This is a genomic window from Pseudomonas sp. HK3, assembly GCF_052920985.1.
The window spans coordinates 95,196-109,824 of the sequence record NZ_JBREXD010000003.1 but is presented as its reverse complement, the minus strand read 5'-3'; the positions used below and the strand labels follow the sequence as shown (position 1 = coordinate 109,824).

General features: G+C 43.7%; 16 protein-coding genes. 2 read left to right on the top strand and 14 right to left on the bottom strand.

Translation table 11 applies throughout. The features are described from left to right. Position 1: 1 nt before the first annotated feature. The 10 genes from fabF to rluC form a co-directional block, all read right to left on the bottom strand. Positions 2-1,237 (bottom strand): beta-ketoacyl-ACP synthase II, encoded by a 1,236-nt coding sequence (gene fabF / locus ACU6U9_RS15830; RefSeq protein ID WP_446735983.1) that lies wholly within the window; start codon positions 1,235-1,237, stop codon positions 2-4. A gap of 88 nt (positions 1,238-1,325) precedes the next feature. Next, positions 1,326-1,559, bottom strand: coding sequence for an acyl carrier protein (acpP, locus tag ACU6U9_RS15825; RefSeq protein ID WP_446735982.1), 234 nt, complete (start codon positions 1,557-1,559; stop codon positions 1,326-1,328). A 216-nt stretch (positions 1,560-1,775) separates the two neighbouring features. Continuing rightward, a complete protein-coding gene (gene fabG / locus ACU6U9_RS15820) occupies positions 1,776-2,501 on the bottom strand; it encodes a 3-oxoacyl-ACP reductase FabG (RefSeq protein WP_446735981.1) in 726 nt (241 codons plus the stop codon). A gap of 9 nt (positions 2,502-2,510) precedes the next feature. Continuing rightward, complete coding sequence (fabD, locus tag ACU6U9_RS15815) at positions 2,511-3,425, bottom strand: ACP S-malonyltransferase (protein ID WP_446735980.1); 915 nt, start codon at positions 3,423-3,425, stop codon at positions 2,511-2,513. Between the two features lie 63 nt (positions 3,426-3,488). Beyond that, positions 3,489-4,487, bottom strand: coding sequence for a phosphate acyltransferase PlsX (gene plsX, locus ACU6U9_RS15810; RefSeq protein ID WP_446735979.1), 999 nt, complete (start codon positions 4,485-4,487; stop codon positions 3,489-3,491). A gap of 2 nt (positions 4,488-4,489) precedes the next feature. Further along, on the bottom strand, positions 4,490-4,669 hold the full coding sequence (gene rpmF / locus ACU6U9_RS15805) for a 50S ribosomal protein L32 (protein WP_446735978.1): 180 nt from the start codon (positions 4,667-4,669) through the stop codon (positions 4,490-4,492). Positions 4,670-4,681: 12 nt separating this feature from the next. Then, positions 4,682-5,203 carry a YceD family protein gene (locus ACU6U9_RS15800; RefSeq protein ID WP_446735977.1) on the bottom strand — a complete coding sequence of 174 codons (522 nt, stop codon included), beginning with the start codon at positions 5,201-5,203 and terminating at the stop codon, positions 4,682-4,684. An 80-nt stretch (positions 5,204-5,283) separates the two neighbouring features. Then, the gene (locus ACU6U9_RS15795; RefSeq protein WP_446735976.1) at positions 5,284-6,255 is read right to left on the bottom strand and encodes a S49 family peptidase; all 972 of its coding nucleotides are present in this window, start codon (positions 6,253-6,255) and stop codon (positions 5,284-5,286) included. Positions 6,256-6,280: 25 nt separating this feature from the next. Beyond that, positions 6,281-6,952 (bottom strand): HAD-IA family hydrolase, encoded by a 672-nt coding sequence (locus ACU6U9_RS15790; RefSeq protein ID WP_446735975.1) that lies wholly within the window; start codon positions 6,950-6,952, stop codon positions 6,281-6,283. Positions 6,953-6,964: 12 nt separating this feature from the next. Then, on the bottom strand, positions 6,965-7,921 hold the full coding sequence (gene rluC / locus ACU6U9_RS15785; protein ID WP_446735974.1) for a 23S rRNA pseudouridine(955/2504/2580) synthase RluC: 957 nt from the start codon (positions 7,919-7,921) through the stop codon (positions 6,965-6,967). 411 nt (positions 7,922-8,332) lie between these two features. Here rluC and rne point away from each other — a divergent pair, with 411 nt between their 5' ends. After that, positions 8,333-11,014 carry a ribonuclease E gene (gene rne, locus ACU6U9_RS15780; RefSeq protein WP_446735973.1) on the top strand — a complete coding sequence of 894 codons (2,682 nt, stop codon included), beginning with the start codon at positions 8,333-8,335 and terminating at the stop codon, positions 11,012-11,014. 91 nt (positions 11,015-11,105) lie between these two features. On the opposite strand, the gene murB is transcribed toward rne, so the two are convergent. Further along, the gene (murB, locus tag ACU6U9_RS15775; protein ID WP_446735972.1) at positions 11,106-12,110 is read right to left on the bottom strand and encodes a UDP-N-acetylmuramate dehydrogenase; all 1,005 of its coding nucleotides are present in this window, start codon (positions 12,108-12,110) and stop codon (positions 11,106-11,108) included. Further along, positions 12,107-12,565 (bottom strand): low molecular weight protein-tyrosine-phosphatase, encoded by a 459-nt coding sequence (locus tag ACU6U9_RS15770; protein WP_446737184.1) that lies wholly within the window; start codon positions 12,563-12,565, stop codon positions 12,107-12,109. Before ACU6U9_RS15770 ends, murB begins: the two co-directional genes overlap by 4 nt. Before the next feature lie 146 nt (positions 12,566-12,711). On the opposite strand from ACU6U9_RS15770, the gene ACU6U9_RS15765 reads away from it, so the two are divergent. Further along, positions 12,712-13,464 (top strand): murein hydrolase activator EnvC family protein, encoded by a 753-nt coding sequence (locus tag ACU6U9_RS15765; RefSeq protein WP_446735971.1) that lies wholly within the window; start codon positions 12,712-12,714, stop codon positions 13,462-13,464. A gap of 4 nt (positions 13,465-13,468) precedes the next feature. Here the strand turns inward: ACU6U9_RS15765 and ACU6U9_RS15760 are convergent, their stop codons facing one another. Continuing rightward, positions 13,469-13,654: a Trm112 family protein gene (locus ACU6U9_RS15760; RefSeq protein ID WP_446735970.1), complete on the bottom strand. Its 186-nt coding sequence runs from the start codon at positions 13,652-13,654 to the stop codon at positions 13,469-13,471. Beyond that, positions 13,647-14,627, bottom strand: coding sequence for a tetraacyldisaccharide 4'-kinase (gene lpxK, locus ACU6U9_RS15755; RefSeq protein WP_446735969.1), 981 nt, complete (start codon positions 14,625-14,627; stop codon positions 13,647-13,649). The genes ACU6U9_RS15760 and lpxK overlap by 8 nt, the downstream gene beginning before the upstream one ends. Between the last annotated feature and the right edge of the window lie 2 nt (positions 14,628-14,629).

Below are 14,629 nucleotides of genomic sequence, written 5' to 3'. Positions count from 1 at the left end.
TTTAGTCCTGCAACTTACTAAAAATAAGCGAGCCGTTGGTCCCACCAAAACCAAATGAGTTACTTAACACGTGAGTTAATTCTACATCTCTTGCAGTATTTGCCACATAATCTAAGTTGCAATCATCTTCTACATTATCAAGGTTGATGGTCGGCGGCACCTTATTATTCATCAGCGCCTGAATCGCAAAAATGGCTTCAATTGCACCCGCTGCACCTAATAAATGCCCCGTCATAGACTTTGTTGATGACACTAATACATGCTTACCAATGGTATTTTCTATTGCACGACTTTCGGCCACATCACCTGCTGGCGTAGAGGTGCCATGGGCGTTTACATATTGAATATCAGCGCCTGCTAAGCCAGCATCATTTAGCGCATTAGCCATAGCTTTTGCCGCACCTGAGCCATCGTCTGGCGGGCTAGTCATATGAAATGCATCGTCGCTCATGCCAAAGCCTGTCACTTCTGCCAATATGATAGCGCCACGTTTTTTAGCCGCCTCGTACTCTTCAAGTACCAAAGCACCTGCACCATCACCTAATACAAAACCGTCTCGCTCTTTATCCCAAGGCCTAGAAGCGGCTTTTGGGTCGTCATTACGAGTCGACATAGCACGGGCGGCACAAAAACCCGCCATACCACTTGGTGTACAAGCGGCTTCTGCTCCGCCAGCAATCATGACATCAGCATCACCATAGGCAATCGTACGCGCCGCATAGCCAATATTATGAGTGCCTGTTGTACACGCTGTCGAAATCGCAAAGTTAGGGCCCGTAAAATTATAAAGCATGGCCAAGTGACCAGAGAGCATATTAATGATTGAAGCCGGTATATAAAACGGGCTAACACGACGTGGGCCTGAATTTAATAATTGAGAGTGGTTGTGTTCAATCGTACCAAGGCCACCAATACCGGAACCCAGCGCACAACCGATACGATCTGAATCGTAACCAGCGTCTAATAAACCGGCATGCTTTACTGCTTCGGCGCAAGCAACTAAACCATACTGAATAAATGTATCCATTTTTTTAGCATCTTTAGCGCTAATCACATCACCAAGTGAGAAATCTTTGATGGTGCCTGCAAATTGAGTAGCAAGGTTACTAGGGTCAAAATGGGTAATGGTTTCGATACCGCTTTGGCCATTCACTAAACCTTGCCAAGTGGACTGGGCATCATTGGCAATAGGGGTAACAGCCCCAAAACCGGTTACAACTACGCGACGCTTAGCCATATATCCCCTTCCTTTTGCTATTTTCTTAACGTATACAAACAAAAAAGCCGCCTAGTAAGGGGCGGCTTTAACATCAATGCGCATCAAATTAGCTATGAGCAATAATGTAGTCGATTGATTCTTGAACCGTTGTCAGTTTTTCAGCATCTTCGTCAGGAATTTCAGTTTCAAATTCCTCTTCTAATGCCATGACCAACTCAACTGTGTCTAAGGAGTCTGCGCCTAAGTCTTCTACAAAGCGAGATGTACCTTTTGCTTCGTCTTCTTTAACACCTAGTTGTTCACAAACTACTTTTTTTACACGATCTTCAATGCTGCTCATAATTTATCCTGTTTATTATATAGAGCCTGTATGCCCTACAAGTCCCGATCAATAAAGGGCGATATTATACCTCTCTTTGATCAGGGGTAAACCTATGTTTTCCGCCATATAGAGAGACTGTCTGTTTCCCCTATATGACCACAAATAGACATTAACCGCTTGATTATTAAGTCATTTATCAGAAATTGCGAGCTAATTTAGCCATTAATGGCTAAATTAGCCCATATTTAGGCCACCATTCACATTTAATACTTGGCCCGTGATGTACGCAGCCTGATCCGAAGCCAGAAAAGAAACCGCTTTCGCTATTTCTTGTGGCTCGCCATAACGGCCTACCGGAATGTTCGCTATCATGGCCTGCTTCTGCTCATCCGTTAGCTCATCCGTCATATCCGTTGCAATAAAGCCAGGCGCCACTGCATTCACTGTAATACCCCGACTGCCTATTTCATAGGCTAAAGAGCGCGTAAACCCTTCAATACCCGCTTTCGAGGCACAATAGTTTGCCTGACCAGGATTCCCCATAGCGCCTACAACGGAACTAATATTAATAATACGACCCCAGCGCTGCTTCATCATGCCTTTAAGCAAACCTTTGGTTAAACGAAACGCTCCGCTTAGGTTTGTTTCGATCACGCTATCCCAGTCTTCATCTTTCATACGCAACATTAATGTGTCTTTTGTTACGCCAGCATTGTTCACTAGTACAGATACCGCACCTAACTGCGTCACGCTTTTTACAAATTCAGCGCAGCTATCTTTATTCGATAAATTGAGAGTAAACGCAGTACCGCTTTCACCTAGATATTCTTTAATTGAGGCAACACCTGCCTCACTGGTCGCACTGGCTACTACAAAATAATTGGCTTCAATAAGTGATTGAGCAATGGCTTTACCTATACCACGGCTTGCACCTGTTACAACGGCAATCGCTTGCTGCATATTTTTTCCTTACAAAGCGTTTAGCAATTCAACCGAGTTAATCGATTGGCTATTTAGCTGTTTCGCAATTCGTTTATTAAGTCCGGTTAGAACTTTACCAGGCCCTATTTCTAACAGATTTTCTACACCGCTGTCAGCTAACAGCTCAACCAATTGCGTCCAACGAACAGGGCTTGCAATTTGTTTTACCAAGTTTTCACGTATAACTTGTGCATCTTGCTCAAATTTATTGCTGGCATTTTGAAGCACAGGAATGCTTGGGTTGTTTAAATTAAATCCCGATAAATACCCAGCAAAATCAGCCGCCGCAGGCAGCATTAGCGCACTGTGAAACGGCCCACTTACGGGTAGCATAATAGCGCGCTTAGCACCTGCCTCTTTGCATTGAGCGACCGCTCGCTCAACCGCTTCTTTATTCCCTGCAATAACCACTTGCCCAGGGCTGTTATAGTTCGCCGCTTGAACCACCTGACCGTGTTCGCAGTGTTTGCATATTGCTTCGACTTCGGCATCTTTCATGCCTAATATTGCCGCCATAGCACCAACACCATTAGGAACAGATTCACGCATTAACTCTCCACGACGACGTACCAGTAAAAGTGCATCCTCAAACGCAAGCGAACCTGAACACACTAAAGCGGAGTACTCACCCAAGCTGTGCCCTGCCATCACGTCCGGCTTTATTTTATCGCCAAGGGCTCGCCACAAGGCCACTTCGACCGCAACCAGTGCTGGCTGAGTATTGTTGGTGCTATTTAGGTCATCCGCAGGTCCGTTTAAAATTATATCGCTTAACTTAAAACCCAAAACTGCATCTGCTTGTTGCAGTGTTTCTTTTGCTACTGGAAATTCAGTAATGACGTCAGACAGCATTCCTACAGATTGAGAACCTTGACCTGGGAAAACAACGGCATTTTTGTACATAGATAAATCCTGAAAGGCTTATTTTTTGAATAGACAAGATGTTTTAATAAATGTGTAACTTGTTTATAGCATTTCACTATCTAGCATTTCAGCTATTTGTTGTAACAATTTGTTTTTTGCCAACAGGTAGGCACCATCTATGGCATTAGTGAACGCAGATTGATGGGATTTACCATGACTTTTCACGACAATGCCCTGAACACCCAATAATACGCCACCACTTTTCAGGTCAGGCTCAAAGGCTGAGCGCAAACTGTCTAAAATTGGCAACGCAATAAAACCAACCAATCGGGTGAATAGATTCTTTTGAAAGGCATCACGAATAACCTGCACCACAAAACTGAGCAAACCCTCACTGGTTTTTAGTGCAATATTGCCTGCAAAACCATTGGTCACCACAACATCGGCAATACCTTTATATAAGTCATCGCCTTCGATGTAACCGACATAATTGATACATTCAGATTCTTTCAGCATAGTATTTGCCAAACGAATATCCTCATTACCCTTAATTTCTTCGCTGCCGATATTAAGCAAAGCCACTTTTGGTGATTTAATTGCGCTAAGTGACGAAGCGTATGCACTTCCCATCAATGCAAATTGATGCAAATTTTCAGAGTCACACTCAACATTTGCACCTAAGTCCAGCATATAGCTTGAGCCACTAATATGGGGTAAACGCGCGATTAAAGCAGGACGATCAATACCGAGCATGGTTTTCAGTACGTAGCGCGAGATCACAACCAACGCCCCAGTATTACCAGCACTAACAACAGCATCGGCTTCCGCATTATTAACCGCATCAATGGCTAGGCGCATGGAAGATTGCTTTTTACGAAGTGCAGCAGACGAGCGCTCACCAGAACTTACTACTTCATCGGTGTGAATGACCTTAAGACGAGAGCTAGCAGTTGATTGGTGTAAATAAGGGTCTAACTTAGCGCGATTGCCAAATAATAGAATGGTTAGATCAGGATTTTTTTCAAGAGAGGATAGCGCAGCGGGAACAGTCACGCGGGGACCGTGGTCCCCGCCCATTGCGTCAATTGCAATGGTGACCATAATTAGCTTTCTTGTACTTCAATAACTTTACGACCACGGTAGAAACCATCAGCAGTCACATGGTGACGGATGTGAGTCTCACCAGAAGTTGGATCGATAGACAATGCACGAGTAGTTAGTGCATCGTGAGAACGACGCATACCGCGACGTGAACGAGATTTTTTGCTCTTTTGAACAGCCATTAGGCTCTCCTACTATTTCTTTAATTGCTCAAGTACGCTGAACGGATTATTCGGCGCTTCTGTTTCAACCGGCACTGGCTTCATTTCTTCAGCTTTTGCGACTAATTCATTATCATCACACTCGGCATGATAAGCATACATCGGCAGGCTGAGAATTAACTCATCTTCGATCACGGGCAGCAGTTCTAAATCATCTCTCTGGGCAATAACAGGTTCGTATTGCTTTGGTAAATGTTTTGCCTGCTCATCGCTAAACACGATACCGAGCTCAAAGTTTGTGGATAACTCCACATCAACCGGGTTCATACAGCGCTGACATGTCATGCGTACTTGCGCTTGACACTGGCCACGTAACAAGGGGTTACCTTGTTGGTCATGACCAAATTGGATTTCAACTTGAGATTCACCGCTGTCATCCTGTAGAAAGTTTTGCAACCGTTCTAACTTGGAGACTTGAATGGAACCGCTGAATTCAGCTTCTTGTTCCACGCTTTTAATCGGATCGACTCGTACTGGAAATAAACCTTGGTTCATAGTGCGCGCAATGGTACTCATGGGGTTAGGTGATGTCAAAACTATTTGACGTTTTTTCAAGTAAAATCAAGCACAAACGCCTATTTCAAGCTAATCGGGGAGTCTGAGACCCCAAATGCCATTGCTAGGCTTTTGCCCATGGACGCACCAAGGCGCCCAACCAAGGATTCAAACGGTGTTGGCTGCGGCGTAAAATCAACTATTTGTTCAGCACCAACCAACTCACGAGCGACATAGCTTGAGCTACCCAAACCATCTATCAACCCCAATGATAGCGCCTGCTCGCCTGTCCAAACTAGACCACTGAAAAGCTTAGCATCTTCAGATAGCCTGTCACCTCGACCTTTTCTTACTTGTTCAATAAATTGTTTATGGGTAGTGGCTAAAACGCCTTCCCAGAACGTCTTCTCTTCTTTATTTAGTGGCGTAAACGGATCAAGAAAGCCCTTGTGCTCGCCAGCTGTAAATTGTCGACGCTCAACACCAAGCTTTTCCATGGTGCCTACGAATCCAAAACCTGATCCAACGACACCAATAGAGCCCACCAAACTGGCTTTATCTGCGTAAATCTCATTAGCAGCAGCAGCGATATAATACGCACCAGAAGCACCTAGATCAGAAATCACCGCATATACTGGTATATCGGGATTTAAGCCCCGTAAACGCATAATTTCATCGTAAACATAACCAGACTGAACAGGTGAGCCACCTGGACTATTAATTCGTAAAATAACCGCCTTAACACCCTCAGCCTCAAATGCATTACGCAAACCGGTAACAATAAAATCAGCCGATGCTTCTTCACCGTCAGCGATGACACCTTTTACTTCAACCATGGCTGTAAACTCGCCATCAATGCCTAAATCTTTTGTATCAATACTGCTTGGCGCAAAAATCGCCAACACAACAAATAAATAGGCAAAAGTCATTAACTTAAAAAAGATACCCCAACGTCGAGCACGGCGTTGCTCGACATTTACACTACCGACAACCTTTTCTATGAGCTTCCACTCTTTTTCAGATTGTGGGCGATCAACTGGATCTTGATACATGTTCTATCCCTACTCTTTCTATATTTTAAACGGCAAGCTCAGATTGATGACTCAACCAATGAGCAAATTGCTTTAAATCATCCACCACTAACATGGGTGAGCTTTGTTTTAGTTTTTCAACTGAATGCGCGCCATGGGTAATTGCAATTGAATCCATACCCGCATTATGCGCCATATCTAAATCGAATTGAGTATCACCGATCATCAACATTTTTTCATTATCTACGCCTAATGACTGTGATAACTCATGCAACATTAACGGATGAGGTTTTGAACGAGTTTCATCAGCACAGCGAGTATCATCAAACGCATCCATAAGCTGAAACTGATTCAACACTCGATCCAATCCCGCACGACTTTTACCCGTAGCTACCGCTATTTTTAAGCCAAGCGATGCAATCAAATCAAGTAATTCTAACGCATGATCAAACAAAACCACATCAGAGCGCTGCTCATTTTGATAATGAACGCTATATTGTTTTGCCACACCTTTAACAACGGTACGATCATACTCAAGTTTTGGCCACAAACTAACAATTGCCTCAGGTAAACCCAAACCAATAATTTGCTTTACGTCATACTCACTTCGAAATGGCAGATCAAAATCTTTTGCAGCACACTGCATGGATTCAACAATACGACTCGCAGAATCCGCTAAAGTGCCGTCCCAATCAAAAATTATGGCTTGATACTTCATAGGAACCGTCAATTAATTTATCGGTACTAGCGATTGTAAAAATGATTCATATAACGAATCAAGTGGCGCCTCAATCATCAGCTTTTCATTTGTTTGCGGATGAATAAACCGTAATGACTTCGCATGCAAGAATAATCGCTTACCGCCCGCTATTTTAGCTTGCTTTAACTCTTCATCAGTGGCGTATTTTTCGTCACCTACAATTGAATGGCCCGCAAACTGACAATGCACTCGAATTTGATGCGTCCGCCCCGTTACAGGCTCTGCATTTACCAATGTGTATCCATCAAAGCGACGCTCCAAGGAATAACGTGTCTGACAAGGCTTACCTTGTTGCGACACTCGCACAATACGCTCACCAGATTGAAGCTCATTTTTTAATAACGGCGCCGTCACTTCACCCATATGCTTTGGCCAACCGCCATACACAAGTGCCCAATAGCGCTTTTGTATTCCTGACTTTTTTTGCAGCATAGTATGCAAAGCAACCAGAGTGGATCGTTTTTTAGCAACCAAAATGACGCCTGACGTATCTCTATCTAAGCGATGCACCAATTCTAATCGACTAGAATCAGGACGAATTACACGCAACGCCTCAATCAGACCAAGACTAATCCCGCTACCACCATGCACAGCCATGCCTCTTGGCTTATTGACCGCAATTAAATAGTCATCTTCAAATAAAATGGCCGATTCAATATCATGGGCCATTTTATCGGGGACATTTTCAATTTTATTCTCTTCTTTTACTCGCACAGGCGGAATTCGGACCAAATCACCTGCCTTCAACTTATAGTCAGGCTTAGAGCGGCCTTTGTTGACTCGCACCTCACCCTTACGGATGACTCGATACACCATTGACTTAGGCACACCTTTCATACGCGACATTAAGAAGTTGTCTAGACGTTGACCCGCATAATCTAGGCTTACTTCTTCAAAAATGACCTCGCGTTTAGAACTTTCAGACATATAAAACTCGTAGTTAAGAAAAACCGGTTTGACGCACTGCCAATCTTTGCTATATTCAGCCATTCCGGTTGTACCCAGGGCTAAAGCGCCCCAAACAACATTGGGCCCGGATGATAACGTAAGTTTGGGAAAGTTAGATATAAACTTCCCGGAATTTTGGCATTTAGCGGCCAAATTGCCGCTAAATAAGAAAAACGATACGTTCTGATTGAGCAAGGGGTCTTGCTAAATCAGCTTATGTTTCGTGTCGGTGTTTGCAAATTCATAGCAAAACTAGCTAAACACCCCTGCTTGGACGCAGTCAATCCTAGAATCGGTATAGAAGTCCATGCAAAGCACGCATAAATATTTTGATTAGCTCAACCCTTGTGATTCATATCAGAACCACACAAATATGAGCTCTAGAAGTTAATGAAAAGAATGCTAATTAACGCAACTCAATCAGAAGAGTTGCGTGTTGCGCTAGTTGATGGCCAACGCCTATATGATTTAGATATTGAACCTACAACTCGCGAACAAAAGAAAGCTAACATCTATAAGGGTAAAATTACCCGCATAGAACCTAGCCTTGAAGCCGCTTTTGTAGACTTTGGTGCTGAGCGCCATGGTTTCCTGCCGCTTAAAGAAATTTCTCGCGAATACTTTAAAACCTCCTCTTCGGGTCGTCCGAACATCAAAGATGTGATCGAAGAAGGCCAGGAAGTCATTGTTCAAGTAGACAAAGAAGAACGTGGTAACAAGGGTGCTGCCCTAACGACCATGATCAGCCTTGCTGGTCGTTATTTGGTTCTTATGCCAAACAACGCACGTGCTGGTGGTATTTCTCGTCGCATTGAAGGTGATGAGCGAAACCAAATTCGTGATGCAATGCGTGATGTAACCGTACCTAATAACATGGGCGTTATTGTACGTACCGCGGGTATTGGCCGTGCGGCTGAAGACTTACAATGGGACTTAGATTACCTATGCCTACTTTGGGATTCTATCAAAGGCGCATCAGAGACTCGTAAGGCCCCTTGCCTCCTATTACAAGAAAGCAATGTGGTTATCCGCGCGATTCGTGATTATCTACGCCAAGACATCGGTGAAGTGTTGATCGATGACAAAACCGTGTACGAAGAAGCCCTAAGCTTTGTTCAACACGTAATGCCTCAATACGAAAACAAAATTAAGCTTTACGAAGACAACACGCCTTTGTTTAGCCGCTATCAAATTGAAGCGCAAATCGAAACTGCGTTCCAACGTGAAGTGAAGTTACCATCTGGTGGTTCGATCGTGATCGATACAACAGAAGCTTTGATTTCAATCGATATCAACTCTTCTCGTGCCACAAAAGGCTCTGACATCGAAGACACCGCGGTAAGTACCAACCTTGAAGCGGCTGACGAAATTGCTCGCCAATTACGTCTTCGTGACATTGGCGGCCTTATCGTAATCGACTTTATCGATATGATGTCTAACAAAAATCAACGTGATGTTGAAAACCGCGTAAAAGACGCCCTAGAAATTGATCGCGCTCGTGTTCAAGTCGGTCGTATTTCACGCTTTGGTTTATTAGAAATGTCTCGTCAACGCTTGCGCCCTTCTCTTGGCGAAACAAGCGGCCATGTATGCCCTCGCTGTGTGGGTACTGGCTTTGTACGCGATATGCGCTCTCTAAGCTTATCTTTACTTCGTTTGATCGAAGAAGAAGCAAGCAAAGACAACACCGCTCAAGTACGCGCTCAAGTACCATTAGAAGTAGCCACTTTCTTAACGAATGAAAAGCGTGAAGAAATCATGGTTATTGAGAAGCGCCACGAAGCACAAATTTGGATTATCCCGAACCCTAACTTCCACACACCTCACTTTGAAGTGTCGCGTGTTCGTGCTGGCGATAATCAAATTGATGAAGTCAGCTTTGAAATCAACTATGAGCAAGAGCTTGCAGTCGAACAAAATACGCTAGTGAAAAAAGAAGCCGCCGCAGTACAAGCCGTTTCATCTGCACGCGCGCCTGCTCCTACCCCTAAAGAAGTCAAGGTGGTTAAAGCACCTGGTTTATTTAGTAAGCTTGCGAGCGCGGTTTCAAGTTTATTTGAAGGCGAAGAAAAGCCTGTCAAAAAAGACACTAAAACCAGCAATAACAAAACTAACAACAACCGCAACCGCAATAATACCAATACCAATGCGCGCAACGGTAACCGCCCAAACAATAATCGCAATCGTCGCAACGAGCCAAAAAAAGACGCTCGCCCTAGCGACAACAAGCGCAATGACAAACGTAATGAACGCAACGAAGGCCGCGCAGAGCAGCCTCGTCGTGAACGTAGTGATAATCGTACCAGTGACAATCGCAGCACTGAAAACCGTAACAGTGATAATCGCAACAGCGAGCGTTCAAATGAGCGCAATAATGATAGTGATGAAAACCGCAATCAAAATACCGCTCGTCGTCGCAATCGCAATCAACAGCCTAACAAGCTTGATGAAAATGTTGCACGCAAGATCGAAGACGTAAACACAAAGCCTAAAGCTCCAGAGAAAGAAGCCGTAAAAGCAGAAAGAAAACCTGCTAATACTGAATCTAAAGTATCTGAGGTAAAAGCCGTTCAACCTAAAGCATCAGAAACAAAAGCCGTTAGCGCCAAAGTATCTGAAGTGAAAGCGGTTGAGTCTAAAGTATCTGAAGTGAAAGCAGTTGAAGCACCTAAAGCAGAAGCAGCTAAAGCAGAAAAGCCAAAGCAGACTGAGCAAAAGCCAACGCAAGTTGAAGCCGTTAAAGCGCCAGTTGAGAAAGTAGCTGAGCCAAAAGCTCAAGATACAAAAGTCGATCAGGTTAAGGCCGAACCAACCAAGCCTGAAGCACAACCGACACCTGAAGCTAAAAAGCCTGTAGAAGTAGAAAAAACAACAGCACCCGTAGCTGCCAAAGAAGACGTCATCACAAGCAAGCCAGCAGAGGCAGCACCTGTTGCACCTAAGCCTGCGGATATGACACTTTCTGCCCACGACACAGCAGCAACAAGCAACAAGCCAAAACGTGCTTATAACGACCCAAGGGAAGTTAAGCGACGCGAACGTGAAGCGGCTGCGCAAGAGTCCAATTCATAATTGAACGCTTAGAAACTAAAAAAGGGACTCATTGAGTCCCTTTTTTTATGCGTACCACTTTATTTAAACAGCGAAGGTAAACCTAAGCCAACTAAAATAGCCTTGGCTCCTGCTCTAACGCAATGCCATATTCATTAAAGACCGCCTCTTTTATTGCTTGAGCAGCCGCTAATACATCCCCCCCGCTGCCGCCATTATTTATCAGCACTAAAGCTTGCTGCTTATGAACACTCACCGCGCCAAATGCCTTACCTTTAAAGCCCATCTGATCAATCAACCAACCCGCTGGGATTTTCACCCCAACTGTTTGCTTATAATGCGGCATATTAGCGAATTTATTTTTCAAACGCTCAAATTCAGCATCGTTAATCACTGGGTTTTTGAAAAACGAACCGGCATTAGGCAATTCATCAGGCTGGGGTAATTTACTTTTACGTACTCCAATTACCCAATCGGCCAATTCTAACGGTGTAGGTACACCCCGATCTTCTGCCATTTGATCCAGTGGAGCATAACTTGTATTCACAACTGGCGATTTACTTAATATAAAATCCACTGCTGTAATGAGAGTCTGGCTATCTAATGCTTGCTTGAAAATACTCTCACGATACTCAAACTGACACGCATCATTAGTCAACTCAAACGCTTGCCCTGAGCCAAGATGAACACCATGTACAACGCGAATAAATTCTTTTACCTCGACGCCATAAGCACCAATATTTTGCACAGGCGCAGCCCCTACTAGGCCCGGTATATAGGCTAAGTTTTGTAAACCATTCCAACCTTGCTGCAAAGTAAACATCACAAGCTCATGCCAGTTAAAACCGGCCTCTACTCTAAGAGCAACATGATCATGATTCTCTTCTAAAACATGGTATTGGCACCCTGTAAACTGAACAACCAAACCAGATACGGCTTCTGGTAACACAACATTACTGCCACCACCGAGTACCTTAATCGCTAGGCCTTCTTCTTTTGCAAAACTAGCGACCTCTTTAAATTCATCAACACTACTCACTTGCGCCATAAATTGCGCATAAGAGTGCACACCTAGTGTATTAAATGCTTGAAGCGATACATTTTGCTGAATATTCATGAAACAACCTTTGTTTTTAAAAACTGCTCGCAGGCGTCTTCTAGTAAATCCAATACCCATTCAAAGCCACTATTCCCACCATAGTATGGGTCTGGTACTTCGTCTGTATTCAGTGTGCCGAATTCATTTAAGAATAACGCCAACTGAGCACTGGCATTCGCGGGCTTAATTGACAGTAAGTCTTGGTAATTCGATTTATCCATTGCAAATATGTAATCAAAGTCATAGAAGTCATCAGGCATAACTTGTCTAGCGCTTTGCCCAATCATGCTAATACCGCGCTTAAGCGCTACTTGCTGTGATCTTGAATCGGGTGATTTACCAATATGGTAAGCCGCCGTGCCCGCGCTATCAACGTCAACCGTTATCCCTTGTTGCTTAGCCATACTTCGCAACACCGCTTCAGCCGTTGGTGAACGACAGATGTTACCTAAACAAACGAACAATACTTTTATCATCAAACACCCTCCATCTGCCTCTTTAAAGGCATAGATTTGCCGCTATATGACTCGAATAAATTATAACACCCTTATTTTACTGCTTTTTAAGAACTGGCAAACATTATGCTTTTATAAAAACAAATAAAACTGTGATAGCGCTTATGTTAACTCAACCAAAGCTTGTTAAAACCGAATCCAGCACAAATAAGTCCATCAATCTTAAAAGCCAAACTAAAGGCAGCGCACGATTTTTGCTGGGGCTAAATAATCGCGTGAGCCATATGGACAAACGCCTTAATCGATTAGAGGCGACCGCTGACCATATTTTACGCCACCATATCGGCTACAAAGAACTGGGCCTCACCTTTGTATTGGCGCTCTTAATGTTCACCAGCATCACACTGGGTCTAAAGGAATTTGGACTCAATTCAGCTGGCCAAAAAGATCTTGCCAATCAGCAAGCACTGCTCATTCCTTTACTTAAACAAAATGCGGAACTGCAAACAGCACTCAAACAAACAAATAACCAAAGCACCCGCCTAAATGAAGCAAGCCATTCATTTAAATGGCCATTAGAAAAACAACCAAATGTGAGCAGTGTTGAATACGCTCACCACAAACATGGCATAGAGCTTTCTTCAAAATTAGGCGATCCGATTGTGGCCATCGACAGCGGCGAGGTCATTTATAGCGGCAACGCCATTAATAGCTATGGCAATTTAATATTGATTCAGCATCGCAATCATGTAATCAGTGTCTACGGTAATAATTATTCTAATTATGTGTATGAAGGCGACCACGTTGAAAAAGGTCAACTCATTGCAGCGGTAGGCGAAGGTGATGGCAAACGACCTAGACTCTACTTTGAAATTCGCTTCAAAGGTAAAGCCCAAGATCCTTTTTTATACTTTTAATCGGTTATTTTGCGAGTTTTTCGTCTGTGGTTAACGCTCGACCACTTTCTGGCAACATAACAGGGATACCATCGTCAATTTTGAATGCTATACCATCAAATTTGCAGATTAGTTCTGATTTTTCTTTATCTAAAATAAGGTTTCCCTTACACAAAGGACAAACCAAAAGTGATAATAATTTTTTATCCATGATCTCGCTTCCACTGTTCGAGTTTCAATTTTAAATGCTGAAAAAATGCATCGGGTAAACAGGCTGATATCTTTAAAAACCACATATCATCACCGGCAAACGGCTTTATCTTCACTGCATCTTTTTCTGTCATCAGTACTTGTTGCTTTAAATCTGAAAAATCCTGCGCTTTGTAGTCATAATGATCAGCAAACCATTTATGAGCACAGTGTAGATTTAGCTCATTTAACGTTTGTTTAAACTTATCTGGATTACCAATACCCGCTATTGCCAGAGCATTCGACTTAAGTTTAAAGCGGCTTAATTCGTACTCTTGCTCTGTTTTAAGGTTACACCATGACTCCGGCTCGATCTGAAAAGTGCTGCGCGAGACCACAGAGTCACTGCGTAAGACATAATCAACGCTTTCTAGGCGGCTCTTGTGCTCACGTAATGGACCGACTGGCATTAACTGAGCATTACCCAAGCCCCGTGAACCATCAATGACACAGACTTCATAATCACGGTGCAACGCATAATGCTGCAAACCATCATCACTAATAATAACATCCACACCCGAATTCAATATAAATGAAACCGCCCGAGTGCGCACAGGGTCTACCACCACTGGCACACCCAGCGACTGGCAGAGCATGTAAGGCTCATCACCCACTTCGTGTGAGCTATCTTTCGATTCTATTAAGTGCGGAAAATTAGCCAATGTGCCGCCATAACCACGACTAATCACACCTGGGCGATAACCCTGCGTTTGTAAAAACCGAACAATAGACTGCACAACTGGAGTCTTGCCTGTGCCGCCAATGGTAATATTGCCGACCACAATAACAGGTACCGCATAAGATTGGGTTTGTGCAGCTATATACGCTTGGCGCTTACGCTTGGTGACCACAGCCACCAACATGGCAAGTGGCAGTAATAACCATGTCCATTGAAAGCGGCCATACCACGATGCATTAAATAAACGCTCTAACACCA

Excerpts from the sequence above, each read along its gene's own strand:
- fabF (WP_446735983.1), bottom strand. The coding sequence starts at position 1,237 with ATGGCTAAGCGTCGCGTAGTTGTAACCGGTTTTGGGGCTGTTACCCCT.
- acpP (WP_446735982.1), bottom strand. The coding sequence starts at position 1,559 with ATGAGCAGCATTGAAGATCGTGTAAAAAAAGTAGTTTGTGAACAACTA.
- fabG (WP_446735981.1), bottom strand. The coding sequence starts at position 2,501 with ATGCAGCAAGCGATTGCCGTTGTAACAGGTGCAAGCCGTGGTATAGGT.
- fabD (WP_446735980.1), bottom strand. The coding sequence starts at position 3,425 with ATGTACAAAAATGCCGTTGTTTTCCCAGGTCAAGGTTCTCAATCTGTA.
- plsX (WP_446735979.1), bottom strand. The coding sequence starts at position 4,487 with ATGGTCACCATTGCAATTGACGCAATGGGCGGGGACCACGGTCCCCGC.
- rpmF (WP_446735978.1), bottom strand. The coding sequence starts at position 4,669 with ATGGCTGTTCAAAAGAGCAAAAAATCTCGTTCACGTCGCGGTATGCGT.
- ACU6U9_RS15800 (WP_446735977.1), bottom strand. The coding sequence starts at position 5,203 with ATGAACCAAGGTTTATTTCCAGTACGAGTCGATCCGATTAAAAGCGTG.
- ACU6U9_RS15795 (WP_446735976.1), bottom strand. The coding sequence starts at position 6,255 with ATGTATCAAGATCCAGTTGATCGCCCACAATCTGAAAAAGAGTGGAAG.
- ACU6U9_RS15790 (WP_446735975.1), bottom strand. The coding sequence starts at position 6,952 with ATGAAGTATCAAGCCATAATTTTTGATTGGGACGGCACTTTAGCGGAT.
- rluC (WP_446735974.1), bottom strand. The coding sequence starts at position 7,921 with ATGTCTGAAAGTTCTAAACGCGAGGTCATTTTTGAAGAAGTAAGCCTA.
- rne (WP_446735973.1), top strand. The coding sequence starts at position 8,333 with ATGAAAAGAATGCTAATTAACGCAACTCAATCAGAAGAGTTGCGTGTT.
- murB (WP_446735972.1), bottom strand. The coding sequence starts at position 12,110 with ATGAATATTCAGCAAAATGTATCGCTTCAAGCATTTAATACACTAGGT.
- ACU6U9_RS15765 (WP_446735971.1), top strand. The coding sequence starts at position 12,712 with ATGTTAACTCAACCAAAGCTTGTTAAAACCGAATCCAGCACAAATAAG.
- ACU6U9_RS15760 (WP_446735970.1), bottom strand. The coding sequence starts at position 13,654 with ATGGATAAAAAATTATTATCACTTTTGGTTTGTCCTTTGTGTAAGGGA.